The sequence below is a fragment of the Streptomyces sp. RerS4 genome (assembly GCF_023515955.1).
Classification (GTDB): Bacteria; Actinomycetota; Actinomycetes; order Streptomycetales; family Streptomycetaceae; genus Streptomyces.
In genome coordinates this window covers 844,958-865,244 of sequence record NZ_CP097322.1, presented here as the reverse complement: position 1 = coordinate 865,244, position 20,287 = coordinate 844,958, and the positions used below count along the sequence as shown (strand labels likewise).

At 75.4% G+C, this 20,287-nt stretch carries 20 protein-coding genes and 1 pseudogene; 9 read left to right on the top strand and 12 right to left on the bottom strand.

The genetic code is table 11. The features are described 5' to 3' along the window. The first annotated feature begins 20 nt into the window (after positions 1 to 20). Positions 21 to 515, top strand: coding sequence for a VOC family protein (locus M4D82_RS03945; protein ID WP_249764686.1), 495 nt, complete (start codon positions 21 to 23; stop codon positions 513 to 515). Here M4D82_RS03945 and M4D82_RS03940 read toward each other — a convergent pair. Next, a complete protein-coding gene (locus M4D82_RS03940; RefSeq protein ID WP_249764685.1) occupies positions 512 to 1,237 on the bottom strand; it encodes an SIR2 family NAD-dependent protein deacylase in 726 nt (241 codons plus the stop codon). The two genes, M4D82_RS03945 and M4D82_RS03940, sit on opposite strands and share 4 nt — an antisense overlap. Before the next feature lie 168 nt (positions 1,238 to 1,405). Here M4D82_RS03940 and M4D82_RS03935 point away from each other — a divergent pair, with 168 nt between their 5' ends. Beyond that, a complete protein-coding gene (locus tag M4D82_RS03935) occupies positions 1,406 to 1,861 on the top strand; it encodes a hypothetical protein (RefSeq protein ID WP_249764684.1) in 456 nt (151 codons plus the stop codon). A gap of 99 nt (positions 1,862 to 1,960) precedes the next feature. Next, on the top strand, positions 1,961 to 2,812 hold the full coding sequence (locus tag M4D82_RS03930; RefSeq protein ID WP_249764683.1) for a GNAT family N-acetyltransferase: 852 nt from the start codon (positions 1,961 to 1,963) through the stop codon (positions 2,810 to 2,812). A 42-nt stretch (positions 2,813 to 2,854) separates the two neighbouring features. Here the strand turns inward: M4D82_RS03930 and M4D82_RS03925 are convergent, their stop codons facing one another. The 5 genes from M4D82_RS03925 to M4D82_RS03905 all read right to left on the bottom strand — a co-directional run bounded on the left by M4D82_RS03925 (position 2,855) and on the right by M4D82_RS03905 (position 5,651). Further along, a complete protein-coding gene (locus M4D82_RS03925) occupies positions 2,855 to 3,256 on the bottom strand; it encodes an SSI family serine proteinase inhibitor (RefSeq protein WP_249771437.1) in 402 nt (133 codons plus the stop codon). 245 nt (positions 3,257 to 3,501) lie between these two features. Continuing rightward, positions 3,502 to 3,963, bottom strand: a complete 462-nt coding sequence (locus tag M4D82_RS03920; RefSeq protein WP_249764682.1) for a Crp/Fnr family transcriptional regulator — start codon at positions 3,961 to 3,963, stop codon at positions 3,502 to 3,504. A gap of 74 nt (positions 3,964 to 4,037) precedes the next feature. After that, positions 4,038 to 4,340: a hypothetical protein gene (locus M4D82_RS03915; RefSeq protein ID WP_249764681.1), complete on the bottom strand. Its 303-nt coding sequence runs from the start codon at positions 4,338 to 4,340 to the stop codon at positions 4,038 to 4,040. Positions 4,341 to 4,560: 220 nt separating this feature from the next. Further along, positions 4,561 to 4,965 (bottom strand): ankyrin repeat domain-containing protein, encoded by a 405-nt coding sequence (locus M4D82_RS03910; protein ID WP_249764680.1) that lies wholly within the window; start codon positions 4,963 to 4,965, stop codon positions 4,561 to 4,563. Beyond that, the gene (locus M4D82_RS03905) at positions 4,962 to 5,651 is read right to left on the bottom strand and encodes an HAD family hydrolase (RefSeq protein WP_249764679.1); all 690 of its coding nucleotides are present in this window, start codon (positions 5,649 to 5,651) and stop codon (positions 4,962 to 4,964) included. Before M4D82_RS03905 ends, M4D82_RS03910 begins: the two co-directional genes overlap by 4 nt. 201 nt (positions 5,652 to 5,852) lie before the next feature. Between M4D82_RS03905 and M4D82_RS03900 the strand changes: the two genes are divergently transcribed. After that, positions 5,853 to 8,603: a LamG-like jellyroll fold domain-containing protein gene (locus tag M4D82_RS03900; protein WP_502988869.1), complete on the top strand. Its 2,751-nt coding sequence runs from the start codon at positions 5,853 to 5,855 to the stop codon at positions 8,601 to 8,603. Between the two features lie 10 nt (positions 8,604 to 8,613). Here M4D82_RS03900 and M4D82_RS03895 read toward each other — a convergent pair whose 3' ends face one another. Continuing rightward, positions 8,614 to 9,072 carry a hypothetical protein gene (locus M4D82_RS03895; protein WP_502988868.1) on the bottom strand — a complete coding sequence of 153 codons (459 nt, stop codon included), beginning with the start codon at positions 9,070 to 9,072 and terminating at the stop codon, positions 8,614 to 8,616. Positions 9,073 to 9,207: 135 nt separating this feature from the next. Here M4D82_RS03895 and M4D82_RS03890 point away from each other — a divergent pair, with 135 nt between their 5' ends. After that, the gene (locus M4D82_RS03890) at positions 9,208 to 9,555 is read left to right on the top strand and encodes a hypothetical protein (protein ID WP_249764677.1); all 348 of its coding nucleotides are present in this window, start codon (positions 9,208 to 9,210) and stop codon (positions 9,553 to 9,555) included. Here the strand turns inward: M4D82_RS03890 and M4D82_RS03885 are convergent. Beyond that, positions 9,515 to 10,357 (bottom strand): MerR family transcriptional regulator, encoded by an 843-nt coding sequence (locus M4D82_RS03885; RefSeq protein ID WP_249764676.1) that lies wholly within the window; start codon positions 10,355 to 10,357, stop codon positions 9,515 to 9,517. The two genes, M4D82_RS03890 and M4D82_RS03885, sit on opposite strands and share 41 nt — an antisense overlap. Positions 10,358 to 10,427: 70 nt before the next feature. Continuing rightward, positions 10,428 to 10,880, bottom strand: coding sequence for a hypothetical protein (locus tag M4D82_RS03880; protein ID WP_249764675.1), 453 nt, complete (start codon positions 10,878 to 10,880; stop codon positions 10,428 to 10,430). 168 nt (positions 10,881 to 11,048) lie between these two features. On the opposite strand from M4D82_RS03880, the gene M4D82_RS03875 reads away from it, so the two are divergent. Together M4D82_RS03875 and M4D82_RS03870 are read left to right on the top strand one after the other, a co-directional pair. After that, positions 11,049 to 11,492 carry a hypothetical protein gene (locus M4D82_RS03875; RefSeq protein WP_249764674.1) on the top strand — a complete coding sequence of 148 codons (444 nt, stop codon included), beginning with the start codon at positions 11,049 to 11,051 and terminating at the stop codon, positions 11,490 to 11,492. A gap of 65 nt (positions 11,493 to 11,557) precedes the next feature. Continuing rightward, positions 11,558 to 12,265: a peptidoglycan-binding protein gene (locus M4D82_RS03870; protein ID WP_249764673.1), complete on the top strand. Its 708-nt coding sequence runs from the start codon at positions 11,558 to 11,560 to the stop codon at positions 12,263 to 12,265. A gap of 27 nt (positions 12,266 to 12,292) precedes the next feature. Here M4D82_RS03870 and M4D82_RS03865 read toward each other — a convergent pair whose 3' ends face one another. Then, positions 12,293 to 13,036, bottom strand: a complete 744-nt coding sequence (locus tag M4D82_RS03865) for an SDR family NAD(P)-dependent oxidoreductase (protein ID WP_249764672.1) — start codon at positions 13,034 to 13,036, stop codon at positions 12,293 to 12,295. 144 nt (positions 13,037 to 13,180) lie between these two features. Between M4D82_RS03865 and M4D82_RS03860 the strand changes: the two genes are divergently transcribed. After that, the gene (locus M4D82_RS03860; RefSeq protein ID WP_249764671.1) at positions 13,181 to 14,257 is read left to right on the top strand and encodes an RNA ligase (ATP); all 1,077 of its coding nucleotides are present in this window, start codon (positions 13,181 to 13,183) and stop codon (positions 14,255 to 14,257) included. Positions 14,258 to 14,402: 145 nt separating this feature from the next. Then, complete coding sequence (locus tag M4D82_RS03855) at positions 14,403 to 15,335, top strand: NADP-dependent oxidoreductase (RefSeq protein ID WP_249771433.1); 933 nt, start codon at positions 14,403 to 14,405, stop codon at positions 15,333 to 15,335. Between the two features lie 236 nt (positions 15,336 to 15,571). On the opposite strand, the pseudogene M4D82_RS03850 reads toward M4D82_RS03855, so the two are convergent. Together M4D82_RS03850 and M4D82_RS03845 are read right to left on the bottom strand one after the other, a co-directional pair. After that, a pseudogene (locus tag M4D82_RS03850) lies at positions 15,572 to 18,435 on the bottom strand (poly(A) polymerase). Further along, on the bottom strand, positions 18,435 to 20,210 hold the full coding sequence (locus M4D82_RS03845) for an RNA ligase family protein (RefSeq protein ID WP_249764670.1): 1,776 nt from the start codon (positions 20,208 to 20,210) through the stop codon (positions 18,435 to 18,437). Before M4D82_RS03845 ends, M4D82_RS03850 begins: the two are co-directional and overlap by 1 nt. Positions 20,211 to 20,287: the final 77 nt, after the last annotated feature.

The following is a 20,287-nucleotide window of genomic DNA, read 5'->3' as shown; positions in this document are numbered from 1 at the left end:
CCTACCGCCCGGAGGCACCGATGCCCACCCGAGGTTTCACCACGTGTCTGTGGTTCGACGGCGAGGCCGAGGCCGCCGTCGACTTCTACCTGTCCGTCTTCAAGGACGGTCGCCGGGGCCGGACCACCCGTTACACGCAGGCGAGCCCCGAGCGGGCCGGCTCGGTGATGACCGTCGAGTTCGAGATGAACGGCCAGAGGTTCGTGGCGCTCAACGGCGGCCCGCAGTTCCGCTTCACCGAGGCCATCTCCTTCCAGATCGACTGCGCCGACCAGGCCGAGGTCGACCACTACTGGGCGGAACTCACCCAGGACGGCGGCGAGGAAGTCGCCTGCGGCTGGGTGAAGGACCGGTTCGGCGTCTCCTGGCAGGTGATCCCCACCGAGGCCATCGATCTCGTCAGCGACCCCGACCCGGCCCGAGCCGCCCGCGCCACGGCGGCCATGTACCGCATGAAGAAGCTCGACGTGGCCGCCATGCGACGGGCCGCCGACACCCCGAAGACGCTTGGCTAGGTCGCGATGCGGCTCAGGAGCGCGGGCAGGGCCGTGCCGATGGGCTCGCGGATGACCTCGTCGGCGAGGGAGTCGTACGGGGTCTCCTCCGCGTTCACGATGATCAGCCGGGCCCCCGCCTCGGCCGCCATCCCGGCGAGCGAGGCGGCGGGCTGGACCTGGAGGGTGCTGCCGACCGCGATGAAGATCGAGCAGCCCTTGGCCACCGCCACGGCCTGCGCCAGCACCTCGGGGTCGAGCCGCTGGCCGAACATCACGGTCGCCGTCTTCAGGATGCCGCCGCAGGCCAGACAGGCCGGATCGGCATCCCCCGCGGCCAGCCGGGCCAGCGCCTCGTCCATCCCGGAGCGGGCGTGGCAGGCCGTGCACACCACCGACCGGGCCGTCCCGTGCAGCTCGAACACCTTCCGCGCGGGCATCCCGGCGAGCTGGTGCAGCCCGTCCACGTTCTGCGTGATCACCCGCACCGGGGTCCCGCCGCGCTCCAGCTCGGCCACCGCCAGGTGCGCGGCGTTCGGCCGGGCGGCGAGCGCCCCGAGCTCGGCGCGCATGCGCCAGGACCGGCGGCGGATCTCCGGATCGGCCATGTAGTACGCGTACGTCACGAGCTTCTCGGCGTCGGGCTCCCGACGCCACAGTCCCTGCGGTCCCCGGTAGTCCGGGATACCGGAATCGGTCGACATGCCGGCTCCACTGAACACGGCGACAAGCGGCTTCCCCATGGTGGCGACCCTACGCAGCCGGGGTGCCGGACCGCGACCGTATTGTGCCGGGCCCGCCCCGCCCCCCGCCCCGCAGGGTCGTTTCTGCGGTGAATCCGGACCTCCACCGGAGTGAGCCCACGTCGCGCCCCCCGCGCCCGGCCCGGTCCGGGCCGCTAGAAACCGGACATGACACCGTTTCCCCTCCGCCCGCGCGCCCTGCTGATCGCCGTGACCGCGATGTCCGCGCTGTTCCCCCTGGTCGCGGCGGTCCCGGCGACCGCACGGGACGCCGACCCGGGCCCCCGCCGCTTCGGCCACCACCGGCACACCGCCGACGAGATCACCCGCTTCCTGGTCGACTTCTACGGCGATCACGGCCCGAGGCCCGAGGAGCGCAGGCTGCGGACCTCCCAGCAGCTCAAGGACAAACAGAACGGCACCCCGGACTTCGACGTCGTGCTGTGCGCCGGCGACCGGCCGGAGCGGATCGAGGTCGGACCGGCCACGGTCGCCCGGGCGGCGGGCGTCGGCTGGGCCACCGTCACCACCCACTGGGGCGACGGTGAAACGGACACCTTCACCGCCTACGTCCGGCTCGACTCCCGCCCGATCCAGCTCGACGACGTGATCTGCGCGGGCTGATGCCGGTGTGTGCGCCCGGCCCCGGGCCGTGGCCGAAGCGCGGTGCCTCGTACGGCCGTTGGCGGACCGGCGCGGGCGGGTTCTGATACAACTCCCGACATGACGGGATTCGAGATCGGCGGCGCGAGTGCCGCGGACATGGAACTGCTGCGCACCTGGGCGGACGCCGAAGGCTGGAACCCGGGCGACACCGACCGGTTCGCCTTCGCGGTCGCCGACCCGGAGGGCTTCCTCTTCGGACGGCTCGACGGGGAGCCGGTGGCATCGATCTCCGCCATCCGCTACGGCGCCGACTTCGGGTTCATCGGCTTCTACATCGCCCGCCCCGACATGCGCGGCAAGGGCTACGGCTTCCGCGTCTGGCAGGCAGGCATGGACCGGCTGAAGGGGCGGCTCGTCGGCCTGGACGGGGTGGTCGAGCAGCAGGACAACTACCGCAGGTCCGGCTTCCGTTCGGCCTGGAACAACGTCCGCCACGAGGGGATCCCGGCGGCCGTCGAGGACCTCGCGGGGGAGCCGGTGCGGATCGTGGACGCGGCCACGCTGCCCTTCGCCCGACTCGCCGCCTACGACCGCCGGTTCTTCCCCGAGCGCCGCGACGCCTTCCTGTCCGCGTGGACGGGGCTGCCCGGCCGGACCGCCCTCGCCGCCGTCCGGGACGGGCGGATCGAGGGCCTCGGCGTGATCCGGCCGTGCAGCGGCGCCTCGCGGGTCGGCCCGCTCTACGCCGCCACCCCGCAGGTGGCCGCCATCCTGCTGCGTCGCCTCGCCGACCACGCCCCCGGCGGGGAGATCGCCGTGGACGTGCCCGACGCGAACCCGGCCGCGACCACCCTGATGGCCCGACTCGGACTCAACCCCACGTTCGAGGCCGCCCGGATGTACACGGGGCCGGCCCCACAGGTGGACCTGCCCGCGCTCTACGGCGTCACCAGCCTCGAACTGGGCTGAGCGGCGAAGCGGCGGAACCCGCAGCGGCTGACGGGGCCCGCCTCAGATGCCGAACAGCACGCCGGTGCTGCTGCGCAGGCCGCACGGGTTGCCGAAGGTGTGCGACCAGCTCAGCCGGCGGCCCTGCCACACCCCGTCGGTGGTGACGGTGACCGGGTTCCACTCCCGCGTACACGCCGCGTCCTGCCGCGGTGCGGCGAGCGGGTCCAGGGAGGCCCCCGCCGCGCGCAGTTCGGCGCAGGCGGCCGCCGGAGCGGGGTGCGTACCGCTCGGCCGGGGCGCGCACACCAGCGTCACGGCGCGCAGTACGGTCCCCTCGGCGGCGTTCTCGCCGGCCGTCACGCTGACCACGAGCGCGGAGGGCGCGTACAGGCTCCGCGTACCGGACGGGGCGGCGTCGGCCGCTCCGGTCCCGACCAGTGCGGTGAGGGCGGTGAGCGCCATGACTCCGGAAGCCAGTCCCAAGCTCCTGCTGATGGACCGCATTACGAACACTCCTCGGCTCGGTGTTTCGGATAACGGACGGGAGTCTTGCGGATGCAGCGCGTGAACGCCCGTTCGTACCGCTGTTTCTCGTCACCGATCGTGAGTGCGTGACCGCAGACCGCAGCGATGGGCACGCCGTGACCTGTGGGGGAACGGACGGCCGATTCGGCCGAACACGCCCCCCACAACCCTTTGGGAGCGGCTCAGCGGGTGGGGGAGGAGCGGGGTGCGTAGAGGTCGAGGAGGCGGATGCGGGTCTGCTGGAGACGGACGGCGAGGACGCGGCCGACCCAGTGGCCCAGGGCCGAACCGAAGGTCGGGTCGGCGTCCATGAGCATCCGTACCACCGTCGCGTCGAACTCGTACGCCCGGACCGGCGTCATCGCCTCCGCGCTCAGCTGCCAGACGTACGGCGGGAACAGCCACGACCAGCCGACGAGCTCGCCCGGCCCGAGGCTCTCCACCGGCGCGGACCGGGGCCCCGGTACCGGGACCTCCAGGGTCACCGTGCCCGAGCGGACGATCCAGAACGTGTCCGCCCGTCCGCCCTCGTCGAAGATGCGCGTCCCCTCGGGGAACTGGACCTCACGGGCGTGCGACATGAGTCGTGCGCGGTGCTCGGCGGAGAGCACGGCGGCGACGCGGATGGGGGAAGGTGTGCTCACGGCAGCCTCCGATCAGGACCCCCCTGGTCCCAGTGTCCCCGACCGGCGCCGGAACCGACCCTAGGAGGTGTCCCCTAGTCGTCCGCGTTCGCCTCCAGACAGGCGAGTTCCATGGCGTCCAGGACCGCCTCGTGGCTGCGCCCGCTCAGTTCCGCGACGTTCTCGATCTGCGCCGTCGCCCACGCGGCCAGGGTCATGACCAGGACGCGCAGTCCGTCCGTGCCGTGCTCGGCGAGGATCTCGTCGGCGACGAGCATGGCGTCCTCGGGCACCTGCTCCGGTGGTTCCAGCCCGGCGAGGCCGCGCAGCATCGCCAGGGTGCGGCGGGAGATCTCCGGCGTCATCCGCGCCAGCCGCATGTCCTCTTCGTCGTCCATCAGCCCCACCCCTCCGATGCCGTTGCCTCAGGGCACCGTAGAGCGACGCGCACCGGCGCGGGGCGGTTTTCGCGGTGCCCGCCGGCGCGCACGGGTGGCGCGCGGCCGTCGCGGTTGACGCGCCCCGGCGTACGCCGGGCGTTCTTCGTCTCGGCCGAAACCGGCGCCCACTTCACCGCGCCCGTGTGGATCGGCGACCGGGTCTCGGCGGCGGCTGCGCTCAGGCGCCGCCGAGCATCCGCAGCACCTCCGCGTGTCCGCCGCGCCGGGCCCACTCCCGGGGGGACAGGCCGGTCCCGCCGTCCTCCCGCAGCGCCGGATCGGCCCCGGCCTCCAGGAGCGCGCGGACCGTCGCGGCCTCGCCCCAACCGGCGGCTGCGCACAGCGGGGTGCCGTCCGTCGGGCCGCCGCTCTCCAGGTCCGGCGCGGCGCCGTGCGCGAGCAGGAGCCGTACGACCCGTTCGGCGCCCGCCACGGACGCCGCGTACAGGCCGGTGGTGCCCTCGCGGTCGGGGCCGTCCACGGGGGCCCCGGCCCGCAGGAGCGCCGTCACCCGGGCCGGATCGTCGCGCCCCGCCGCCGCCACGAGCTCGCGCGACAGCCGCTTGGCGGTGCGCCGCTTCACGGGGCGAGGCCCAGCAGGGCCGGGAGGTCGCGCATGTCGGTGAAGACCGTCGTCCCCGGGCCCGCGAGGGCCGGGGCGGGGGTCAGGCCGCCCGCGTAGCCGAGGGAGCGCATGCCGGCCGCGCGGGCCGCCTCGACGCCCGGCGGGCTGTCCTCGACGACCACGCACGCCGCCGGGTCGACGCCCATGCGCGCGGCGGCGTACAGGAAGAGGTCCGGGGCGGGTTTGCCGCGCGGGACCTCGGACGCGCTGTGGATGCGGCCCGCGAAGTGCTCGTAGAGACCCGTACGCCCCAGGGTGTGCCGCATCTTCTCGTGGGAGCCGCTGGAGGCGACGCAGGTCGGCAGGGTGATCCGTGCGAGGGCCTCGGGGAGTCCCTCGACGGGGGACAGGCCGACGTCCACGGCCTCCGCGTGCAGGCGCCTGAACGATTCCTCCCACTCCAGGGCGACGGCGTCGCCGAGCCGGGCGGCGACCTGTTCGCGGACGGAGGCGTCGGAGAGGCCGAGGAAGAGGCTGATCACCTCGGCCTCGGTGAGCGGCCAGCCGAAGCGCGCGCCGAGCGTGACCTGTACGCGCGCCGCGATGCGTTCGGTGTCGACGAGCACCCCGTCGCAGTCGAAGATCACCAGCTCCACGGGGGCGGCGGAGAAGGGGGAGGCGGTGGGTTCGGAGGGAGCGATCATGCCCCGAGGGTAGGCCGTTCGGCATCCGATGGGTCAAGTGTGCTGACCGGACCGGGGATTCGTCCTAGGGTGCGCCCGTACGGATCCCCGTGCACCCCTTCCTGGGCGTCCGGCCATCCGTACGGTGCCCCGCGCGTCCCGCGCGCCGCACCCGCAGCAGTACGCACACGAACTGGGGGGTTCATGCGTAGATCACGCACATTGCGTACATCGCGTACATCGCGTACATCCAGAGGCGCGGCGGTCGCTCTCGCCCTGTCCCTGGCCGGCACCGGCGCCTTCCTGGGGCTCGGCCCCGTACCCGAGGCGGCGGCCATCACCCCGCCCGTCGCCTTCACCGCGGACGCGCTGCCCACCTGGCAGCCCAACGGGGTCGTCTGGGCCCTCGCCGAGGCCGGCGGCACGGTCTTCGCCGGCGGCACCTTCTCCACCGTCCGGCCGCCCGCCGGCTCCGCCGGGAGCGAGCGGTCGGCCGTCAACTTCGCCGCGTTCGACGCCGCGACCGGCGCCCCGACCTCCTGCACCCTGTCCTTCACCATCGGCAGCGGCACCGCCACCGTCCGCGCGCTCACCCTCTCCCCGGACCGGAAGACCCTCTACGCGGGTGGCTACTTCGGCGCCGTCAACGGCACCCCGGTCTCCAGCCTCGCCGCCGTCGACGTGGCGACCTGCACCGTCAAGACCGACTTCCGCCCGGCCTTCGCGGCCACCGTCCGGGCCCTCGCCGTCACCGCCGACACCGTCTACGCGGGCGGCGACTTCCTCACCGTCGCCGGTCAGCCGCGGCAGCGCTTCGCCGCCGTCGCCCGCGCCGACGGGGCGCTGCGCCCCTTCCGGGCCGACGCGGACGAGCCGGGGCGGGCCGTCGAGGTCACGCCCGACGGGTCGAAGGTGCTGCTCGGCGGGGACTTCTTCACCGTCAACGGGACGGACACGCACGCCCTCGCGGTGGTCGACGCGACGAGCGGCGCCCTCGCGAAGTCCTACCCGGGCTTCATCGAGACCCACTCGGTGGTCAAGGACATCGCCACCGACGGCACCGGCTTCTACACCGCCAACGAGGGCACCGGCGGCGGCGTCTTCGACGGCCGCATCGCCCTGAACCTGTCCGACCTGGGCCAACGCTGGCGCGACACCTGCCTGGGCGCGACCCAGGCCGTCCTGCCGTACGCCAACGTGCTCTACAGTGCCTCGCACGCGCACGACTGCTCCAGCGTCGGCGAGTTCCCCGACGGGCACCGCCACCACCTCCTCGCGCAGCCGACGAGCGGGGTCGGCAAGCTCGGCTGGGCGCCCGACACCAACGACGGCATCGGCGAGGGCATCGGCCCGCGCGTGATGACCGTCGGCGCCACGGCGGGCACGCGCTACCTGTGGGTGGGCGGCGAGTTCACCACCGTCAACGGCGGAGCCCAGCAGAGCCTGACGCGTTTCTCCTCGACCGGTGACACGGGCGCGCCCACGGTCCCGGTGGCGAGCGCGGCGAGCTTCAGGCCGGGCGAGGTGCAGGTGCGGTGGCGCACCAGCCTCGACCTGGACGACAGCGCGCTCACCTATCGGATCCACCGCAACGGCGCGGCGACCCCGATCGGCACGGTCACCGCAGACTCGCTCTTCTTCAAGCGTCCGCAGGCCTCCTGGACGGACACCACCGCCCAGGCCGGCCAGAGCTACACCTACCGGGTGACGGCGACGGACGCGGCGGGCAACGTCAGCGCCCTCTCGGCGCCCGCGAGCGTGACGGTGCCGGCCGGCGCGGAGGCGTACCCGAGCCAGGTCCGCGCGGACGGCGCCCGGTTGTACTGGCGCTACGACGAATCCGTGCTCCCGTACGTCGCGGACTCCTCCGACGGCGGCGACCAGGCGGGCGTCCACCTGAACGCCCCGGCCCTGCGCCAGTCACCCGGCGCCGTCTCCGGCGCGAGCACCGCGATCGGCTTCAACGGCACGGACGCCCACGTGTACGCCGACCGCCGGCAGACGGTGGGCTCCACCTACAGCGTCGAGACCTGGTTCCGGACGAACACCACCCGGGGCGGCAAACTCGTCGGCTTCGGCAACCAGCAGGTCAACAGCAGCGGCCAGTACGACAAGCACGTCTACATGACCAACGACGGCCGGCTGGTCTTCGGCGTGTACACCGGAGCCACCCGCACCATCACCACCGCCGGTTCCTACAACGACAACGCCTGGCACCACGTCGTCGCGACCCAGGGCCCCGGCGGGATGACCCTCTACGTCGACGGCGTCCAGCGCGGCACCCTGAACGTCACCACCCACGAGAACTTCGCGGGCTACTGGCGCACCGGCGGCGACGGCCTCGGCGGCTGGCCGAACCGGCCGCTCAGCGAGCACTGGGCGGGCCGACTGGACGAGACGGCCGTTTACCCGACCGTCCTGAGCGCGGCCCAGGTACAGAACCACTACGCCCTGGCCACCGCCCCCGCGGACTCGGTCGTACGGGTCACCGCGTCCGAGGACACGTACGCCAACGCGGGCGCCCCCGGCACCAATTACGGCACGTCCGGCTCCCTCGCGGTGCGCGGCACCTCCCTCTACAGCAGCTACCTGCGCTTCGCGCTGCCCGCGGCGCCCGCCGGCACGGTGCTGAAGTCGGCCACGCTGAGCGTGAAGACCAGCACCATGAGCGGCGCCGGCACCACGGACACCGTCTCGGTGGTACCCGTGGCCGGCGCGTGGACGGAGGGCGGGACCACGTACGCCAACCGCCCGGCCGTCGGCGCACCGGCCCTCGGGGCGTTCCCCGGGGTCCCGGACGGCTCCGCGGTCCACACGGCGGGGCTGACCACGGCCACCGTCGCGGGCGCCCTCGGTGCCACGATCGACCTGGCGCTGACCAGCCCCGGGACGGACGCGCTGTGGCTGTGGTCCTCCGAGGCCGCGGCGAACGAGGGCACCCCGCAGCTGACGCTCACCTTCGGGAAGCCGTAGGGGGCTGTCGTCACGCCCGCCCGGTGGGCGGCGCCTCCACCTCCAGGAAGCGCCGCCCGCGCGGGCCCCGGTACAGCAGGCACTCCCAGCCGTGCCGTTCCAACTCCGCCGCGCAGGCCTTCAGCCGCTCCCGCTCCTCGGCGGCGGCGCCGCTCCCGGGCGGGCCGGTCCAGGTCACCTCGACCCGGTCCGCCCCGGGCACCACCCGGTACCCCGTGCGACTGCGCAGTCCCCGCGCGTCCACCGCCGACGGCGGGTGTCCCGCCGCCTCCAGGACGATCGCCACCGCGCGCGGCATCAGCCGCAGCTCCCACGGGGAGGGCGCCTCCACCCCGCCCGTCAGGCGGCGGATCTGGAGCAGCCCCTCGTACGCGGCGCGTACCTCCGCCGCGCGCCCGGCGTCCGCCACGGTCTCCTCGGGGCCGTCCCCGTCCGCCGGCTCGAAACCCGAGTCATGGCCGATCGGCACCCCGCACCCCCTCTTTCCCGCCCGTACTTTCCCGTCCGTACGCCGGACCGTACACCCGCGTCTGAGTACCCGGCGCCGGGAGCTCTGAGTACCCGCCCCGATGCCCCGTCGCGGCGCGGGCGCTGGAATGACGGCATGACCTCAGGGACCACCCCGCACCCCGCCCCCGACCCCCGCCCCGCGCGCCTGCGCCGGGTGACCGCCGCCGGATCGGCCCTCGCCGTGGCGCTGACCCCGCTGGTGGTCGGCGTCCTGGTGGCCAAGGGGCTGGCCGCCGACCCGCACGCCCCGGTCAACGCTCTGATCACCGGCGGCGGTCAGCGCGCCGGGCTGCCGCGCGGCGAATGGGGCCGGCGCGGCCACGCCACGGTACGGCGGCTGCGCACGGCCCGCAGCGGAGCCGCCCGCCGCTGCGCGGCCGTCCGGGGCCGGCGGCGTGCCGTCAGGAGGCCGGCGGCGCCAACGGCTCCTGGAGCTCGGTGACCCAGAGGTCCCGGTCATCGGGGCAGGCCAGCGCCAACTCCCGCGCGTACCCGCCCGAGCGGTGCCCGTGCGCGTCGATCCACCGGGCCAGGGCCTGCGCCGTCGGCAGGACCGAATCCATCGCCCCCCGGTGCACCACGGTCGCCGCCCGCTCCACCCCGGGCAGTTCGACGATCCGCACCCCGCCCCCGAGATCCCCGGCGCGCACGGCGCTCGCCACCGGGATGCCGGCGTGCACGAGCACGGACCCGGGCGGACCGTCCGGAGCGTCCTCGTAGTAGGCCAACCCCGGTCCCGTCGGGACCACCCCGGCGGCTTCGACGCGGCCGCACAGGTCGTCGTAGAGGGGGCCGATGACCGGCCCGATGTCCTGCGGGGCGTAACTGTCGGCGATCCCGCGCAACTCGGCCAGTCGGACGGGCGGCAGGCTCTTCACGACGATCTCGTCGGTGGGCATCGTTCCCTCGCTCTCGATGGTCCGGAGCCTCGTCTCGACCCCGGCGAGGCGGGCGGTGGCCTCGGCGACGGCCGATTCCAATTCCGCCCGCCGGAGCCGCAGCATGCCGCGCAGTTCCTCCGCACCGACCCGCTCGTCGAGGATCGCCCCCACCTGTTCGAGGGTGAAGCCGAGGTCCTTGAGCGCGATGACACGGTTGAGGCGGGCCAGTTGCCCGGCCTCGTAGGAGCGGTAGCCGCTGACGGGGTCGACACGCGCGGGGCGCAGCAGTCCGATGGCGTCGTAGTGACGCAGCATGCGGACCGACACCCGGCCGTGCTTGGCGAAGTCTCCGATGGTGAACATGACTCCTCCACTGCACGGCCTGACACGGTGTGAGGGTCAAGCCTGCCGGATCCACGAGACCGGCCGCGCCTCAGCCGCCGTACTGGCGCACGCACAAGTCGACCACCGACGGCGGCAGCGTGCCCTCCGCCGCCGCGCACAACTCCTCCCCACCCGGTAGCCGCGGCGACGCCGGGCGCGGTGGGCGGGGCGGGGCCGGCTTGGGCGGCCGTACGCGGCGGGGCTTGACGGGCTGCGCCGGCCGCTCGACGGGCGGACGGACCTTCCGCGCGGGCGGCGGATCCCGCGGCTCCGGGGCGGGCGGCGGCGGTTCGGGCAGGTCCCCCAACGGCAGGGGCAGCTCGGCCGGCACCTCGCCGAGGCGGCGCGCATGCGAACCGCCCGACGGGTCGGGCGTGTCCACCGGCGGTACGGAGCCACGCGCCGGGGCCGGAACGGAGGACTCCGGGCCGACGGAGACACAGCCGGCGCTCGCGAGGAGCGCGAGGAGGGAAAGGGGCAGGGCGGCCCGGCGTAACTGCATGCGACCACCATGCCGTAGTCGGCGAGCGATCCGGACAGGCCCCTCACGCGTCCGGGTGACGGCGATCGGCGGGCCGCCGAGGGCGGGGTCGTGGCCGGGGCAACCGAGGGGTGGGGTGCCTGAGTCGGGTCCGTCCCGCACAGAACGGATGGATGGGATGGATCGGACATGCGGCTTGACGAGGCGGTCCCGGACGGAAAGAGTCCGCTCAAGAGCCACCGCGTCCGCCGCACTTCGGAGACCCCTTCCATGCCGATATCCGCCCGTACCCCCCTCGCCGCGTTCGCGGTCGGTGGTTCGCTGCTCCTGGGCCTGGCCGGAACCCTCGCCGCCGCGCCGGCCGCCCGCGCGGCCGGCCTCGGGGTCACGGGGACCCACGGCACGACCTCCACCGCTCCGGCCACGGCGGATCCGTCCGACGCGCCGACGCCGACCCCGACCCCGAGCCCGTCCCGCAGCGGACCTCCGCCGGTCACGGGCGGATCCGGCGGCCTGCTGGACGATCTCGCGCTCACGGGCGCGGGCAAGGCGGTCCCGCTCGCGATCGGCGGCGCCGCCGTACTGGTCGCCGGAGCGGGCATGGTCCTGGTCGCCCGGCGGCGCAGGGCCTGACCGGCCGGACGGGGGCCGGTACCGCACCGCCGCATCGGCCCCCGACCCTGCCGGGAGGACACACCATGTCCCCAGAACCCCACGAGGGCGCCCCGCCCGAAGACGGCCCGCTGGTCCGCCCCTACGTGACCCCGCCCACGGCCTACGCCCACGCCACGACCCCCGCCTGGCCGCTCGGCCCCGCCGTGCCGGTCCCCGTACACGAGGAACCGCGGGCGCCGGAGCCGGCGCCGCGTCGCCGGCGCGACCAGCGGCGGCTGCCGCTGGTCGCGCCGCTCGCATTGCTCACCGTGTGCGGCGCGGGCGCGCTGTGGTTGCTCTCCGGCGGGCCCGAACGGGAGCCCGCGCGGGCCGTACCGCACCCCGGACTGTCCGTACCGGCGCTGGCCGCCGGCGGCTCGGGCGCCGAACCGGCCTCCGAGGCCGGGTCCGCCCGGCCGACCGCGCCCCGGACCGCGTCCTCCGCCCCGGCCACCCCCACGGCCTCCGCGACCGTGACGCCCTCGCCCTCGGCGACCCCGGCCGCGAAGCCTGTCACGCCCACCGCGAAGCCGCCCGTCGACGCCTCCGGGACCCTGAGGCGTGGCGACAGCGGGCCGCAGGTGCGCGCCCTGCAGGAGCGGCTCTACGGACAGGGGTTCACGTACGTCTCCCCGACCGGGGTCTACGACAAGCAGACCGAGCGCGGCGTGGCGCAGCTCCAGCGCGACCGGGACATCAAGGGCGACCCGAGGGGCGTCTACGGCCCGGCCACGAGGGCGGCCTTCGGCTGAGCCCGAGCCGGGGGCGTGCGGGGTGCGTCAGCGTCCGCCGGACACCCTGAGCACCGTCCCCGTCGTGTACGTGGCCTCCTCGGACAGCAGCCACGCGATCGCCCCGGCCACCTCCTCGGGCCGGCCGGGCCGTCCCAGCGGGATGCTCGCCGCCGCCTTCGCCGGCCGGTCGGGGTCGCCCATCGCCGCGTGCATGTCGGTCTCGATGACGCCGGGGGCCACGGCGTTGACCCTTACGCGGTCCGCGCCCAGTTCCTTCGCCAGCCCGACGGTGAGGGCGTCGACGGCCGCTTTGGTGGCCGCGTAGTGCACGTACTCACCGGGGCTGCCGAGGGTCGCGGCCGCCGAGGAGACGTTCACGATGGCGCCACCCCCGCCCTCGGCCATGTCCCGGGCGGCCCGACGGCAACACAGCAGGTACCCGAGGAGGTTCACGTCCACGACCCGCCGCAGGTCCTCGGTCCGGGCGTCGGCGAGGCGCCCCAAGGGGCCGGTGACGGCCGCGTTGTTCACCAGACCCGTGACCGCGCCGAATTCGGCCACCGCGATGTCGAACAACCGCTCCACCGCGCGCTCCTCGGAGGTGTCCCCGCGCACGGTCACGCACCGGGCGCCCGCCGCCCGGACCCGCTCGGCGGTGGCCCGCGCCGCCGCCTCGTCCCGCGCGTATCCGAGGACCAGGTCGTGGCCCGCCGCCGCGAGCCGCAGACAGGTCGCCGCGCCGATCCCCCGGCTCCCTCCGGTGACCACCGTGACCGGATGACGTGCCATGTGCCCCTCCTTGCTGAAGTGCCCACCGGCGTGCGGTCCGGCGGCGCAGGCTAACACCCGGATATCCGCTGGACCAGCGTAAATGGCGCCGCGACAGTGAGGGGGCCAGCACGTCCGACCCACCCAACGATCCGGGAGCCGCACATGTCCACCCTCCGTGTCACCGTCGAGGAACTGACCGTCCACGAGCATCCCAACGCCGACGCGTTGGAGCTCGCGCAAGTGGGTCTCTACCGCGCCGTCGTCGCCAAAGGCGCCTACCGCAGCGGTGATTTCGCGCTCTACATACCCGAACAGGCCGTCCTGCCCGCCGCGTTGATCGAGGAGCTGGGTCTGACCGGTCGGCTGGCCGGTGGCGACCACAACCGGGTCAAGGCCGTCCGGCTGCGCGGTGAGCTGTCGCAGGGCCTGGTGTGCCGGCCCCGCGCCCTGGACGGGGTCGACCTCGCGCGGGCCGCGAAGGACGGCACGGACTTCGCCGAGGCGCTGGGCGTCGTCAAATGGTCCCCGCCCGTCCCCACCACCATGGACGGCGACGTCGAGGCGGCGGCCGACCTGCTGCCCTGGGTGGACGTCGAGAACCTCCAGCGCTACCCGGGGATCTTCGAGCCGGGGGAGCCCGTCGTCCTGACGGAGAAGCTCCACGGCACGGCCTGCCTGACGACGTACCTCGTCGCCGACGACCGGGTCCTGGTCTCCTCCAAGGGCTTCGGCTCCCGGGGGCTGGCGCTCAAGGAGGACGAGCGCAACCTCTACTGGCGTGCCGTACGCGGCCACGGCGTCCCCGAGGTCGCCGCCCGACTGGCCGGCCGGCTCGGCGCGACCCGGGTCGGGATCTTCGCGGAGGTCTACGGGGCCGGCGTGCAGGACCTCGGCTACGGAGCACGGTCCGGTGACGCCGACACCCCGCCCGGCTACGCCGTCTTCGACGTCTCGGCCGAGGTCGACGGGCAGGTGCGCTGGCTGGACCCGGCCGAGGTGCTGGAGGACGGCGAACTGCCCCTCGTGCCCCGGCTGTACACCGGCCCGTACGAGCCCGAGCGGGTGTTGGAGCTGGCGAGCGGCCGGGAGACCGTGTCGGGGAAGGGCCTGCACCTGCGTGAGGGCGTCGTCGTACGGCCGGTGACCGAGCGCTACAGCCCGGTCGTCGGCGGTCGGGCCATCGCCAAAGCGGTCAGCCCGGCCTACCTGACCCGCAAGGGCGGCACCGAGTACGAGTGAGGCCCCGGGGCCGGGGCCGGCTCCGGGTGCCCGCGCCGCGCCGTCGCCGCCCCGCCTCTCGGGGTGGCGGGGGGTGCTCGTGGTGGGATGGGAGGGGCGGCGGGCCACGGCACACGGAGAGGTCGCGAGGATGTCCGAGAACACCATGCGGGCGATGACGTACGAGACGTACGGCGGGACGGAGGTGCTCCGCGAGACACGGATGCCGCTGCCCAAGGTCGCCCCCGGGGAGGTGCTCGTCAAGGTGCGGTGCGCGTCGGTCAACCCGGTCGACTGGAAGATCATGTCGGGCGGACTCGACGGCCTGATGGACGTCGTGTACCCCGTGATCCCGGGCTGGGACGTCGCCGGCACCGTCGAGCGCGTCGGCATCGACGTACCGGAGTTCGAGGTCGGCGACGAGGTGATGGCGTACGCCCGCAAGGACTACGTGCACGGCGGCACCTTCGCGGAGTACGTCAGCGTGCCCGTCCGGGCGCTCGCAGCCAAGCCGGCCTCGCTCGACTGGCAGCGGGCGGCCGGCCTGCCGCTGGCCGGGCTGACCGCCTACCAGCTGCTCAACCGGCTCGGCACGGGCCCCGACGACACCGTCCTCGTCCACGGCGCGGCCGGCGGCGTCGGCTCCCTCGGCGTGCAGATCGCCCGCTCGCTCGGCGCCCGCGTCATCGGCACCGCCTCGCCGCGCAACCACGACCGGCTGCGCGGACTCGGCTGCGAGCCCGTCACGTACGGGGACGGGCTGGCCGGGCGCGTCCGCGACCTGGCCCCCGGCGGGGTCACCGTCGTCGCGGACTTCGTGGGCGGTGTCCTCGACGCCACCCTGGCCGTCCTGGGCGAGGGCGGCCGGCACGCGTCCATCGCCGACCACACCGTGCTCGGCGCGGGCGGCCAGTGGATGTGGGTCCGGCCCGTCGCCGAGGACCTCACCGCGCTGGGCCGGCTCGCCGACGACGGCCGGCTCACGGTCGACGTCGCCGCGACCTACCCCCTGTCCGACCTCGCGGCGGCCTTCGCCCTCAGCCAGGAGGGCCACACCGCCGGGAAGATCGTCATCGAGCTTTGGCCCGGCCGGCTCTGATCCCCGGCGAGCCCTGACCGGGAGGGCCCTGGTCCCCCGCGAGCCTTGGCCCCCGGCTGGCTCTGATCCCCGGCGAGCTCTGGCCCGGCCGGCCCTGGCCTCGGGCGAGCCCCGGCCTGGCCGGCCCTGGCCTCGGCGAGCCCTGGCCTCAGGCGAGCCCCGGCCCGGCGAGCCTTGGCCCGGCCGGCCCTGGTTCCCGGCGAGCTCTGGCCCCGGTCGGCCCTGGTCCCCGGGCGTCAGGGTAGGTCCGGGACCTCGCCGCACGTGGCCCAGGAGACCTCGACGCCGCGCAGGCCGGCCGCCCACGGGCGGGCGAGGGCCGCCAGGTCGGGGCCTGCGGCGGGTGGGCGCCCAGGCCGACGGCGTAGCGGGCCCGGGTGTCCGTCCGCTCGAAGGGGCGCGGCCAGGCGTGCGCGTCCTCGACCCCGGCGTCCGCGAGCGCGCCGAGCAGGGCGCGCAGCCGGCCCCGCGCCCGACCCAGGTCCTCCTCGAACTCCCCGGGCGTGTCGGCCCGCACGGTCACCACCGCCCAGGCCGCGTGCCGACGGTGCGGGGCAGGGCCCGCCAGGACCCGGCCGAAGTCCTCCGGATCCTCCTCCAGCAGCTCCCACGCCCGGTACAGCTCCCGCACCAGCAGGTCCCGCGACCCGGGCCCCACCTGCGTCGTGCAACTGCGCACCGGCGCGGCCGGGGTGAGCACGGTCACCGGTTCGGGCCCCGCGGCCAGCTCGGCGGCTCCCGCGAGGGCCACGGGCGCGGTCCAGTCCCAGGCGGCCCAGCTCCCGAAGAACTCCCGCCGCAGATCGGCCGCCGAGCCGCCCGCGGTGCGTACGGTCCGGGCCGCCAGGACCGCCCAGGCCAGCCCCGGCAGACCGCCGAAGGGGGCGCGGTCCAGGCCCCGGGCCCGCGCCCAGGCCTTCACCTCCCGCGCCAGGCGGGCGAACGCGGCGTGCTCCGCGCCCACGGCGTCGCGTACGGCCTCCGCGTCCCCGAGCGCGGCCAGCGCCACCGCGGCCGGTCCGTCCGGCTCGGCGGGGACGTCCGCCGCAGCGTCGGCGGCGACCAGCACCAGGTCCACGTCCAGCCCCGACAGGCGCAGCCGCAGCCCCGGCACCCGGGCGCCCGTCACCTCCCGCAGCCGGGTCGCGTCGGGCAACGCCCGCGCCAGCGCGCGCAGCGCCTCCCGGAGTCCACCGCACCGCCCGGCAGCACCGCCACCAGGTCCACGTCGGCTCCGGGCAGGGCGCACCCCATCCGGCGGGATCCGGCCAGGCGCACCACGGCCCGCGGCAGGGCCGCCGCGATGCGGGCCGTGACCTCCTCGGCGAGCCGCTCCTCCCGGGGTCCGCAGCGGTCCGGAGCGCGTCGGCGGCGCCGCCTCGGGCGTCCACCGCACGGCGCCGGTCCCCAGCTCCACCGTCGCCCGCACCCGCATCGGCCCGTCCCCGCGCCGCGCCAGCACCGCGAGGGAGCCCACCCGGGCGCTGCGGCCGCCGGCGGGTCGGGAGGCGTCGAGGCGCGCGGCGAACTCCCGCTCCGCCCGCAGCGGGTCACGGCTGCGCCCCAGCGTCAGGTGCGGGGTCCAGTCCCCGGCCCGGCCCCGACACCCCGGGAACCGCTCGACGAGGGCCCGCCGCAGCTCCCGCCACGGCGCATCCCCGCCCTCACCCGCCGCCGGGTCCAGCCACAGCGTGGCCTCCTCCCGCTGCCCGAAGCCGTGCACCCCCTCCAGGCGCGCGGTGAACGGCCGTACCCCGGCCGCCACTTCCGCCAGCAGGGGCAACGCCTCCTCGAAGGAGGACTCGGGCACGAAGCCGAACAGCAGGTTGACGTGCGCGGGCCAACGTGCCACCGCCGGGTCGTGCGCCGCGCGCAGCGCCTCGACCGCCGCGTCCTCGGGCGGCAACCACGCCACCGCCGTCCGGGTGCTCGCCGCCGCGTCGAGCCGCGCGGGCCGCGCGTCCGGTTCCCCGTACGTCACGGTCGCCTCCACCGCGAAGTGGTCGGAGACGAACAGCCCGTCCGGGCCGGGGGAGTCGCCGCGCAGCGCGACCGTACGGGCCCGCGCGCCGGCGCCGGAGCCGAGCAGGATCCGGTCCAGCCGGGCGGCCCGTCCCGTCAGGGAGCCGATGGCGGCCAGCGGGTTGACGCCGGGATCGAAGGTGGGCGTCTCGTCCGCCGCCCCGCGCACCTCGCTCCAGGCGTCCCGCAGCCCCAGCACGGCGGCCGGTCCCGCGTCGCCGCCGCGCCCGTCGTTGAAGTCGCCGAGCAGCGCGAGCCCGACCTCGGACGCGGCGCCGATGGCACCCAACCCCTCGGCGATCGTGGCCAGTTGCTCCGTCCTGCGCTCGGCGCCGTTCTCCGTGTGGTCGCTGGACAGGTGCGTCGCGGCGACGACCAGCGGCCCGCCCGCCGTGTCCACGGTGACGGCCGTGACCGCCTTGTGCCGGCCCAGCCAGTGCGAGCCCGCCTCCCGCACCGGCAACCGGCTGAGGATCACCAGCCCGCTGTCGGCCACGTCCCGGCCCCGCGGATCCGTCGCCAGGGTGTAGCCGGCCCGCACCCACGGCGCCGTCAGCAGCATCGCCAACAGCGGGGCCTCGACCTCCTGGAGGGCGATCACATCGGCGTCGGCCACCGCCAGCGCCTCCACCAGCATCGGCCTGCGCCGGGCGGTGGCGATGAGTGCGGCGTCGTAGCGGTCCCACAGGGTGTTCCAGGTCAGCAGCCGTACGCGCGCGGGCGGCGCGACCGGCGCCCCCACCGCCCCGACCGGTCGCCACGCGCCACCGTCCGCCGGGTCCCAGGCGTGCGGGGTGCCGGCCGTGAAGAACGGGGCGCGCAGCAGCCGTTCCTCCCGTACCCGCCCGGCCGTGGTGGTCTCGACGAGGTCCAGGCCGCTCGCCCGGTCCCACACCAGCTCACCGTCGGCCTCGACGAACAGCACCCGGTGCCAGGGAATGTCGCCGCCGGGCACGAACGAGGGCAGCGGTATCCGCTTCGGCGCGGCCCCCCGCTGGAGCAGTCCCAGGGTGAACCGCGCCGGATCGAAGCGGGGGTCCCAACGGACCTGGTGGTAAAGCTGCTCACTGGTACGCATCAGACGATCTCCCCCGTGTTCCGTGCGCCGCCCGCCATCGCGCCCATCGCGCCCATCGCGCCCGCCGTGTCCTCCAGGGTGCCGCCCGCGCCCACGTACCACGTACGGTGCGCCCCGCCCGGGTACGGCGGACTGAACCGGCGCACCTGCGCGGCCAGTACGGGCGCCGGTACGGCATGCGCCCGCGCCGCGTTGCGCCGCATCAGCTCGGCCTCCTCGACCAGCACCACCACCCGCGTGACCAGCGCGTCCCGCCGGCGCGCGACCGCCCCGGCCAGTCCGCGCTGGGCCTCCGTCAGGGAGGTGGCGTCCCACACGACCGTGCCGCCGGCGGCCAGCGCCCGGTCGAGTCGCTCCAGGCCCTCGCGCAGCACCTCCGGGTTGTGCCGCTGGTCGGCGCGCTCGCCCCGGGCCGCGCGCAGGTCGTCCAGCGCGACGTACGCGTCCACGCCCTTCAGCCCCCGTGCGAAGGTGGACTTCCCGCTGCCGGACGGCCCGCACAGCTGCACCAGACGCGGGAAGGAGCCCGCGTCGCGCCAACGCCACGTCGCCGCGACCGCCTCCTCGGCGGTGGAGACACCGCCCCGGCCGAACGCCTCCCGGGCCTCGGCCCAGCAGCGGTCGGCCGCGTCCGGGTGCAGCGTCCCGCCGAGCGCCTCGCGCATGCCCTGCCGCAGCCCGCCCAACGGGTCGGGGCCGAACAGCCCCGCGTCCTGCGCGCACAGCGCCGACCACTCCACGCACTCCGCCGCGTCGGGGTCGTCCGCACCGCCCGGCAGGGCCGCCGCCAGCGTGTGCAGCACTCCGAGGTCGGCGCCCACCGCCAGCCGGACCAGCCCGGCCCGCCGCTCCTCGTCCGGGAACGGGCGCCGCAGCGCCGGGTACAGCCCCACGAGGTCCGCCACGCGCCGCGCCGTACGCATCCCCAGCGGGCCCGCCGCGAGCCGCGCGGCGAGGGCGGCCCGCGGCTCGCGGTGCAGGGCGGCGGCCACGACCCCCTCCAGCCGGTCCTCGCCGGTCCGGCCCAGCGCGTCGAGCCGGGCCGCCACCTCGGCGACGGTCTCGCGCGCCCCGTCGGGGAGCTCCGTCACCCCGAGCACGTCGAGCAGGCCGGCCGCGTCGGGCTCGGCTCCGGAGCGCACGGCCCACAGCGGGGCCGTCGGGCCGAGCCCGTTGGGTACGACCGGCGCGTACATCCAATGGGTGTCCGTGCGGACGTGCGCGCCGCGGACCCACTTGGCCACGAAGCGGCCGAAGTCCTCGCGGTGGAAGCCCCCCGTGGTCCGCACGACGTACCCCTCCTGCCGGGTGGTGTCCACGCGCAGCCGGCGCAGGGCGCGTTCGTCGTACACCCCGCGCCAAAGGACGCGCGGGACGGGCACGCCGAGGCGGCTCAGGAAGTCGACGGTCCGGTCCCAGTCGAGGCAGTGCTCGCCGTCCCACACGGAGAAGCCGTAGAACCAGCTGTCCAGGTCCTCGTACGCGAGCGAGTGGCGGGCGTACAGGTTTTCCCCGCACACCCGCCACCCGGCCGGGATTCCGGCACCGATACGACCCTGGAGCCCCTTGACCCAGGCCCGGGAAGGGTGGTGTCCGGAGTCGAGGGAGCGGGCGTGGAGGCCGTTCGCGTAGAGGGTGGTGTTCTCCCCGTCGAGCTTCTCGGTGACGACCACCTCGCGCCCGTCCAGGGCCGAGGGCCCGGCGACGCGTATGTCGTCCGCCGTGGCACCGGGGGACCACGGCAGGTGCGCCGTACGGGGGTAGTGCGTACGCATGAGCGGTCTTCCGGCTGGACAACGGGGTGCCCCGTCACTCTAGGTACCGACCGCCTCCGCTTCCACCCGAATTGGCG

What these genes read in the sequence shown, in the direction of transcription:
- M4D82_RS03945 (WP_249764686.1), top strand. Translation starts at nt 21, where the DNA reads ATGCCCACCCGAGGTTTCACCACGTGTCTGTGGTTCGACGGCGAGGCC.
- M4D82_RS03940 (WP_249764685.1), bottom strand. Translation starts at nt 1,237, where the DNA reads ATGGGGAAGCCGCTTGTCGCCGTGTTCAGTGGAGCCGGCATGTCGACC.
- M4D82_RS03935 (WP_249764684.1), top strand. Translation starts at nt 1,406, where the DNA reads ATGACACCGTTTCCCCTCCGCCCGCGCGCCCTGCTGATCGCCGTGACC.
- M4D82_RS03930 (WP_249764683.1), top strand. Translation starts at nt 1,961, where the DNA reads ATGACGGGATTCGAGATCGGCGGCGCGAGTGCCGCGGACATGGAACTG.
- M4D82_RS03925 (WP_249771437.1), bottom strand. Translation starts at nt 3,256, where the DNA reads ATGGCGCTCACCGCCCTCACCGCACTGGTCGGGACCGGAGCGGCCGAC.
- M4D82_RS03915 (WP_249764681.1), bottom strand. Translation starts at nt 4,340, where the DNA reads ATGGACGACGAAGAGGACATGCGGCTGGCGCGGATGACGCCGGAGATC.
- M4D82_RS03905 (WP_249764679.1), bottom strand. Translation starts at nt 5,651, where the DNA reads ATGATCGCTCCCTCCGAACCCACCGCCTCCCCCTTCTCCGCCGCCCCC.
- M4D82_RS03890 (WP_249764677.1), top strand. Translation starts at nt 9,208, where the DNA reads ATGACCTCAGGGACCACCCCGCACCCCGCCCCCGACCCCCGCCCCGCG.
- M4D82_RS03885 (WP_249764676.1), bottom strand. Translation starts at nt 10,357, where the DNA reads ATGTTCACCATCGGAGACTTCGCCAAGCACGGCCGGGTGTCGGTCCGC.
- M4D82_RS03880 (WP_249764675.1), bottom strand. Translation starts at nt 10,880, where the DNA reads ATGCAGTTACGCCGGGCCGCCCTGCCCCTTTCCCTCCTCGCGCTCCTC.
- M4D82_RS03875 (WP_249764674.1), top strand. Translation starts at nt 11,049, where the DNA reads ATGCGGCTTGACGAGGCGGTCCCGGACGGAAAGAGTCCGCTCAAGAGC.
- M4D82_RS03870 (WP_249764673.1), top strand. Translation starts at nt 11,558, where the DNA reads ATGTCCCCAGAACCCCACGAGGGCGCCCCGCCCGAAGACGGCCCGCTG.
- M4D82_RS03865 (WP_249764672.1), bottom strand. Translation starts at nt 13,036, where the DNA reads ATGGCACGTCATCCGGTCACGGTGGTCACCGGAGGGAGCCGGGGGATC.
- M4D82_RS03860 (WP_249764671.1), top strand. Translation starts at nt 13,181, where the DNA reads ATGTCCACCCTCCGTGTCACCGTCGAGGAACTGACCGTCCACGAGCAT.
- M4D82_RS03855 (WP_249771433.1), top strand. Translation starts at nt 14,403, where the DNA reads ATGCGGGCGATGACGTACGAGACGTACGGCGGGACGGAGGTGCTCCGC.
- M4D82_RS03845 (WP_249764670.1), bottom strand. Translation starts at nt 20,210, where the DNA reads ATGCGTACGCACTACCCCCGTACGGCGCACCTGCCGTGGTCCCCCGGT.